We start from the raw sequence: 6,176 nt of genomic DNA, 5'->3' as shown, positions 1-6,176 counted from the left end.
GTCACGAACCGCGCCGGTTCGTGACGGGCGCGGTTCGTGACGGGCGCGGGTGACCGGGCCGCCGGTGGCGTGACCAGACTCCGGACCTCACCCGGGCGGGCCGGGCCGTGTGGACAACTGGGCGGGCAGGCGAGCGGACCTCACCGGCGGCCGTACCCGGAGTCGTCCCGTGAGCCGGAATCATCCCTTGGGTAGTCCCTTCGGTCATCCCATGGGTCGGAATCGTCTCGTGGGTCGGAACCGCCGCCCGAGTTCGCGTCGGGCGCGGCCTGGCCGTCCGAGCGCAGGACGGCGGCGGCCAGGTTGAAGCCCCGCGCTTCCGCCGATGTCAGGGTCACGGTCGCGGGGACCGACGCCGGCAGGCCGCCGAGGTTGATGATGATCACGCCGTTCGCGCTCGCGCCGAAGCCGAGCCAGAGCGTGAAGGTCCTGGAGCCGTGGCCGGGCGCGGACACCGTCACCATCATGTTCGTGGTGCCACCCGCGTAGAGGAGGAGTTCGCTGGCGTCACCGCCTCGGCGGACGGACAGCGTCGCCGAGCCGCGGCCGGGCACGACCAGCCGGTCGTCGTCGCGGCTGCCCCTGGACTCGGGTGTCCCGTTGGTCCAGGAGAAGGTGGTGCGGAAACCGCCCCGCGTGTCGCCGACCCTCGCGAGCCGGCTGGCGTCGATCAGCCGGTCGCGGATCGCGGCGCGGGCGTTCACCCGGTCGCGGCCATCCCCGAACAGCACCCAGTCGACCGTCCCGGACCCGGGCAGCTGTACCCGGTCGTCGGGCACCCAGGGCACGGCGCTCGCGGAGAACACCACACCCCCGGCGCCGGGCCGGGGCCCGCCGGTCGGGCCGCTGGTAGGCCCAGCGGTGGGCGGAGCGGACGTCGGGGGCACCGTCGGCGAGGGCGACCCGGTGGGCGTCGGCTCAGCCGTGGGCTCGCCGGGGAACGCGACCGTCTGCCCGCCGGCCGTGACCGACGGGGTGACGACGATCGGGCCGCCGCCAGCCGCCCCGGCGCGCACGAACATCGTCAGCCCGACCCCGGCGGTCACGACGCTGGCCGCGGCCACGGCGACCGCCAGCCGGCGCCGGCCCGACTGGTCCGGGCGCCGGGCGCGTGGGCGCGTGGGCGCGCCGCCAGCCGGCGGCCGGCTCGGGCGCGCGGTGACGTGGCGCCGGGCGTGCCGCCCCTTCGACCGGCCGGCCGGCGTGCGGACAGCGGCCTGCTCGAGCCGCCCGCTCGTCGTCGAGGCCTCGATCCTGGTGAGGATCTTGGAGCGGAGCTGGGCGGCGTTGGGCTCGGGCACGACCGCGGCGGCGAACTGCTCGCGTAGCTGCCGCTCCCAGCGGTCCTCGTCATCCGGACCGGCCGTCTGGCCTATCCCGGCGGCGACGGGGGCGATCGGGCGCCGCTCGCGCGGCTGGCCGTTCACGCCTCGCCTCCTCGTAGTCGCATGAACGCGGTGCGGGTCGGCTCCGAGGGAGCGCTCGCCCGGTTCTGGCGCGCCCGCCCGCCCTGTGCCCGGGAGGCCACGCGCCCGCGGTTCGCGGCGGCCGAGTCGCGGTGCCGGCGCTGGTGCCGCCCACCGCCGGCGGCGCTCGGCGAGCCCGAGCCGCCGGAGGCGAGCAGCCGCTCCAGCTCGGTCACCGCCTTGGACGTCTGGCTCTTCACCGTGCCCACCGAGATTCCCAACCAGTCGGCGGTCTCCGCCTCGGACATGTCGTAGCCGTACCGGAGGACGACGCACTGGCGCTTGCGTGCCGGCAGTTGGTCCAGCGCCCACTGCAGGTCGATGACCGCCGGGACGTCGGGGCCGGTGGTCGCCTGCGACGTCTGCTGCCGGCCCAGTTTCGCGAGCACGCTGCGCTCCAGGACCGAACGGCGTATCCGGTTCGCCGCCAGGTTGGCCACGCTGCGCCGGACGTAGGCGAGGGGATTGTCGGCGGCCTGGACCCGGTCCCAGTGCATCCAGGCGGAGGTCAGCGCGTCGGCGGTGACCTCCTCGGCCGCCTCCCGGTCGCTGAGGAGGAGGAACGCGAGCCGGGCGAGGTCGCGGTGATGGTCCTCGAAGAACCGCTCGAAATCTGCCTGCGCCCGCCGCGCCCCGGTCCGGCCGCCGGCCGGACCGGTCAGGTCGTGGGCGGGCGGCGGCGGGAACGCGCCCGCGGGACCGCCGGCGCTGGTATCCGCCGCCGCGGGCTCCGATCCGTGGTGAGCCGATCCGTGGTGAGCCGACGTGTGGTGAGGGGGCGCCGTGGCCGTCGCCGGGCTGGCGCCGGCCGCGGGCGCCAGCGATCTTGTCGGTCCGGGAGAGGGCATGGCCGCGGGGGACGCCGTGGACGCGGCGGACGGCGACGGGTCGCTCGGGCCGCCGACCTCCTTGAGGTTCACGTCGTTGAGGTACACGGCACGCTCCCCCACCGGTTATCGGGCTGGCGGAACGGTACCCCGGTTGGGCAGGCGCGCAGAAGGCCGGCGGACGGGATATCGCGGACCGCCGCGCGAATTCATCGAATATCGGTGAACCGCTGGGCTTCCGGAGCTTTACTCGGTCGCCTCGGCGTGATCGGGCCGGGCCGGCCCAGAGAACGCCAGCGGTCCCATGGGCCGGCGGATCATTGTCGTCGCGCCGTGGTTCCGTGCCTCGTGGATCCGCCATCAGGCAGTCGGAGAGCGTGGCGACCTGGGCTGGCTGGGGTGCCCGGGATGACCTGGCAATACGCTGGGCAGCGGCAGAACTCGGCAGTTACGGGAGGGTTTGTGGGCAGTCCGACGAGCGGGGAACCGGCCGGCGATACCCACCGTGGCGCCGCCCGGCCAGCCGGCGGGCCGGGCGCGCCCCGGCTCGGCGGGTCAGGAGACCGGCTGTTCGAGGCCGTCCCCCGCTGGCATGCGCGAGCGGTCGCGCGGCTCACCAGGGCGCCGGCCGCCGTCCGTGCCGAGATGTTCTTCGCGGACCAGGGGCGGGTGATCGCCGGGTTGATCCTTCTTTCGGTTACCGGATCGCTGGCCGTGGCGGGGGGACCGTTTATCGTCCGCTCGCTGGTCGATGACGCGCTGCCCACCGGCAAGGTCCGAGACCTGCTCCCGCCGGTCTTGATGCTCTGTGGTCTCCTCATATTCGAGTCCACGGTGCTGACGGCCCGTATGAAGCTGATCTCGCGGCTTGGTGGGCTGCTTACGGTACGCATCAGGCAGGCAGTGAACTCTCATCTGCAGCGGCTGCCGTTCTCCTTCTTCCCCCGCACCCAGCAGGGGGAGGTCATGACCGTGCTGTCGACCGATGTCGTGGAGGCGCAGAACTCGGTCTCCGCGACCACCCAGGCGGTGGTCTGCCGAGCCGCGGACATCGTCGTCGGTCTGGTGGTCATCTTCGTGCTCGACTGGCGCCTCAGCCTCGCGGTACTGCTGTTCGCCCCAGCCACCCTGCTGATCATTCGGGGCGGGCGGCGGCGGCTCATGGCCCTCACCACCCGCCGGCGTGAGCTGGACGGCATGCTGATGGCCCAGGCCGCCGACACGGCCTCGGTCTCCGGCGCGCTGCACGTCCGGCTGTTCGACCGGGCCGGCTACGAGGAGCGACGGTTCGACGCGGCGGCGGCCGAGGTGCTCGCCGCCTCGCGCGAGGAGGCCCGGCTGACCTCGCGGGTCCGTTTCCTGATCAACCTCGGCCTGGTCGCCACGATGATGGTGGTCGTCACCCTCGGCGCCGTGCTGGTCTCCAGCGGCCGGACGTCGCTGGGTACGGTCGCGGCGCTCGGCGGCGCGCTGCTCGTCTCGTTCGGGCCGTTGTCGACCGCCGTCACCCTGCGTTCGGAGCTCGCCAGCGCAGGCGCCTCCTTCACCCGGATCTTCGCGTTGCTGGACACGCCGGCCGAACACCCGGCGCCGCCGAGCCAGCCGGGGCCGGCTCGGGTACGCGAGCCGTCGCCCACCGTCGCCGCGGGGCCGGCCGGCGGGGTCCGGCTCGCGCTGGACGGCGGCGTCGAACTGGCGCTGGACGACGTCTGGTTCTCCTACGACCTCGCCGACCCGGCGGACCGGCGGGGCGGCCCCGCCGGCCAGCCCGGCCGGCCCGGCCGACCCGGCGCCGGGCCCGGTGAGGCGGCACCGGAATGGAGCCTGCGGGGGGTGGCGCTGCGCGTGGCGCCGGGCACGACGGCGGCCGTGGTCGGCGCCAGCGGCGCCGGCAAGACGACGATCACCTACCTGGCCGCGGGCCTGTACCGGCCACAGCGCGGCACCGTGCGCCTGGGCGGCGTGCCCCTGTCCGAGATCACCCCCGCCGAGCTGCATCGCGTCGTCGGCGTCGTCCCACAGGACCCGCACCTGTTCCACGACACGATCGCGGCGAATCTGCGCTATGGCCGGCTGGACGCGACCGACGACGAGCTGCGCGCGGCGCTGGACGCCGCGTGCCTGGGCGCGCTGCTCGACCGGCTGCCCGCCGGCCTGGCGACGAGGGTCGGTGCCCGCGGCTACCGGCTGTCCGGCGGGGAGCGCCAGCGCCTCGCGATCGCCAGGGTGCTGCTGCAGTCCCCGGAGGTCCTCGTGCTCGACGAGGCCACCTCCGCGCTCGACAGCGTCTCGGAGGCCGCCGTGCGCCAGGCGCTCGACCGGCTCTCCGCCGGGCGGACCACCCTGGTGATCGCGCACAGGCTCTCGACCGTCCGCGACGCCGACCAGATCCACGTCCTCGACCACGGCCAGATCGTCGAGCGCGGTACCCACGAGACGCTGCTCGCCGACGACGGCGCCTACGCCCGCCTCTACCAGCCCGTCGGCTAGACGGGTTCCGGCTCGGTCTCGGGTGTCTCGGGCGCGGGTTCGGTGTAGGGGGACGGCTCGTGCGGCGCGGGCGGCAGGTCGTCCGGGTCGTCCGGCAACAGCGGACCGGGGTCGTCAGGAATCGGCGCGTCGGGATCGAGCGGCGGCGGCGGTCCCGGCCGCCGCGGCCGCACCCCGGCGAGCCGCTGATTTCCCGCGTACGCACACATGGTGATCGCCTTACCCCGTGCCCCGGGCTGGAAACCGCGCCGCCCCGGGGCGGCGCGCCACGGCCGGCCCGCTCGCCGCGGGGCCTGGCCGGCAGCCGGGCGGGCGGTGGCTGGCCGGTCGTCCCGCGGCTCGCCGGGACTATGGTGACCGGGTGTACGCGGTCACCATGAAGGCGCCGGGCGGCCCCGAGGTCCTCGAATGGCGCGAGGTAGATGACCCGGTCGGCCCGGCACCCGGCGAGCTGGCCATCGACGTCGTCGCCACCGCCGTCAACCGGGCCGACCTGCTGCAACGGCAGGGCAACTACGCGCCGCCGCCGGGCGCGTCCGAGATCCTCGGGCTGGAGTGCTCCGGCCGGGTCGCGGCCGTCGGCCCGGGAGTGGACGGCTGGCGGGTCGGCGACGAGGTCTGCGCCCTGCTCGCCGGCGGCGGCTACGCGACCCGCGTCGTCGTTCCCGCCGGGCAGGCGCTGCCGGTGCCGGGCGGCGTCGACCTGGTCACGGCGGGCGGCCTTCCGGAGGTCGCCTCGACGGTCTACTCGACCGTGTTCGGCCGGGCCGCGCTCGCCGACGGGGAGACGTTCCTGGTACACGGCGGCGCCTCCGGGATCGGCACGTTCGCGATCCAGGCCGCGCGGGCGCTGCGGCCGAAGTCCCTGATCGCGACCACCGCCGGCACGCCGGCGAAGCTCGCGCGCTGCCGCGAGCTCGGAGCCGATGTCGCCATCTCCTACCGGGACGACGACTTCGTCGCGCGGGTACGTGAGGCGACGGGTGGGCGCGGCGCCGACGTCATCCTCGACAACATGGGCGCGAAGTACCTCGCCCGCAACGTCGACGCCCTGGCGCCGGACGGCCGGCTGGTGGTGATCGGCCTCCAGGGCGGCATCCGGGCCGAGCTGAACCTCGCGGCGCTGCTGGCCAAGCGGGGCGCGGTGCACGCGATCTCGCTGCGGCACCGGCCGGAGGCGCAGAAGGCGGCGATCGTGGCCGGGGTGCGCGCCGAGCTGTGGCCGGCGTTCGCGTCCGGCGCGATCCGCCCGGTGGTCGACCGGGTGCTCCCGCTGCCCGAGGCCGCCGAGGCGCACCGCGTCGTGGAGTCCCTCGGCCACGTGGGCAAGGTCCTCCTCGCGGTTCCGGGCGCCTGACCGGGAGTGGTGTCGGGACGCGGGCGTAATGGGCAG

At 75.2% G+C, this 6,176-nt stretch carries 5 protein-coding genes; 2 read left to right on the top strand and 3 right to left on the bottom strand.

Features of this window, described 5'->3' with window-relative positions; translation table 11 throughout:
- Positions 1–140 precede the first annotated feature (140 nt).
- Both I6A81_RS08440 and I6A81_RS08435 read right to left on the bottom strand, forming a co-directional pair.
- Entirely contained in the window at positions 141–1,427 is a 1,287-nt protein-coding gene (locus I6A81_RS08440) for a hypothetical protein (protein WP_203010144.1), read from the bottom strand.
- Positions 1,424–2,401: a SigE family RNA polymerase sigma factor gene (locus I6A81_RS08435; protein ID WP_307874538.1), complete on the bottom strand. Its 978-nt coding sequence runs from the start codon at positions 2,399–2,401 to the stop codon at positions 1,424–1,426. The genes I6A81_RS08440 and I6A81_RS08435 overlap by 4 nt, the downstream gene beginning before the upstream one ends.
- 459 nt (positions 2,402–2,860) lie before the next feature.
- Here I6A81_RS08435 and I6A81_RS08430 point away from each other — a divergent pair, with 459 nt between their 5' ends.
- Positions 2,861–4,783 (top strand): ABC transporter ATP-binding protein, encoded by a 1,923-nt coding sequence (locus I6A81_RS08430; RefSeq protein WP_238431121.1) that lies wholly within the window; start codon positions 2,861–2,863, stop codon positions 4,781–4,783.
- Here the strand turns inward: I6A81_RS08430 and I6A81_RS08425 are convergent.
- Entirely contained in the window at positions 4,780–4,992 is a 213-nt protein-coding gene (locus I6A81_RS08425) for a hypothetical protein (protein ID WP_203008029.1), read from the bottom strand. The genes I6A81_RS08430 and I6A81_RS08425 overlap by 4 nt on opposite strands.
- Positions 4,993–5,144: 152 nt before the next feature.
- Between I6A81_RS08425 and I6A81_RS08420 the strand changes: the two genes are divergently transcribed.
- Positions 5,145–6,140, top strand: a complete 996-nt coding sequence (locus tag I6A81_RS08420; protein WP_203005509.1) for an NAD(P)H-quinone oxidoreductase — start codon at positions 5,145–5,147, stop codon at positions 6,138–6,140.
- The last annotated feature ends 36 nt before the right edge of the window (positions 6,141–6,176 follow it).

Origin of the sequence: Frankia nepalensis, from assembly GCF_016786325.1 — a bacterium.
GTDB classification, from domain to species: domain Bacteria; phylum Actinomycetota; class Actinomycetes; order Frankiales; family Frankiaceae; genus Pseudofrankia; species Pseudofrankia nepalensis.
This window is presented reverse-complemented; position numbering and strand designations above follow the sequence as displayed.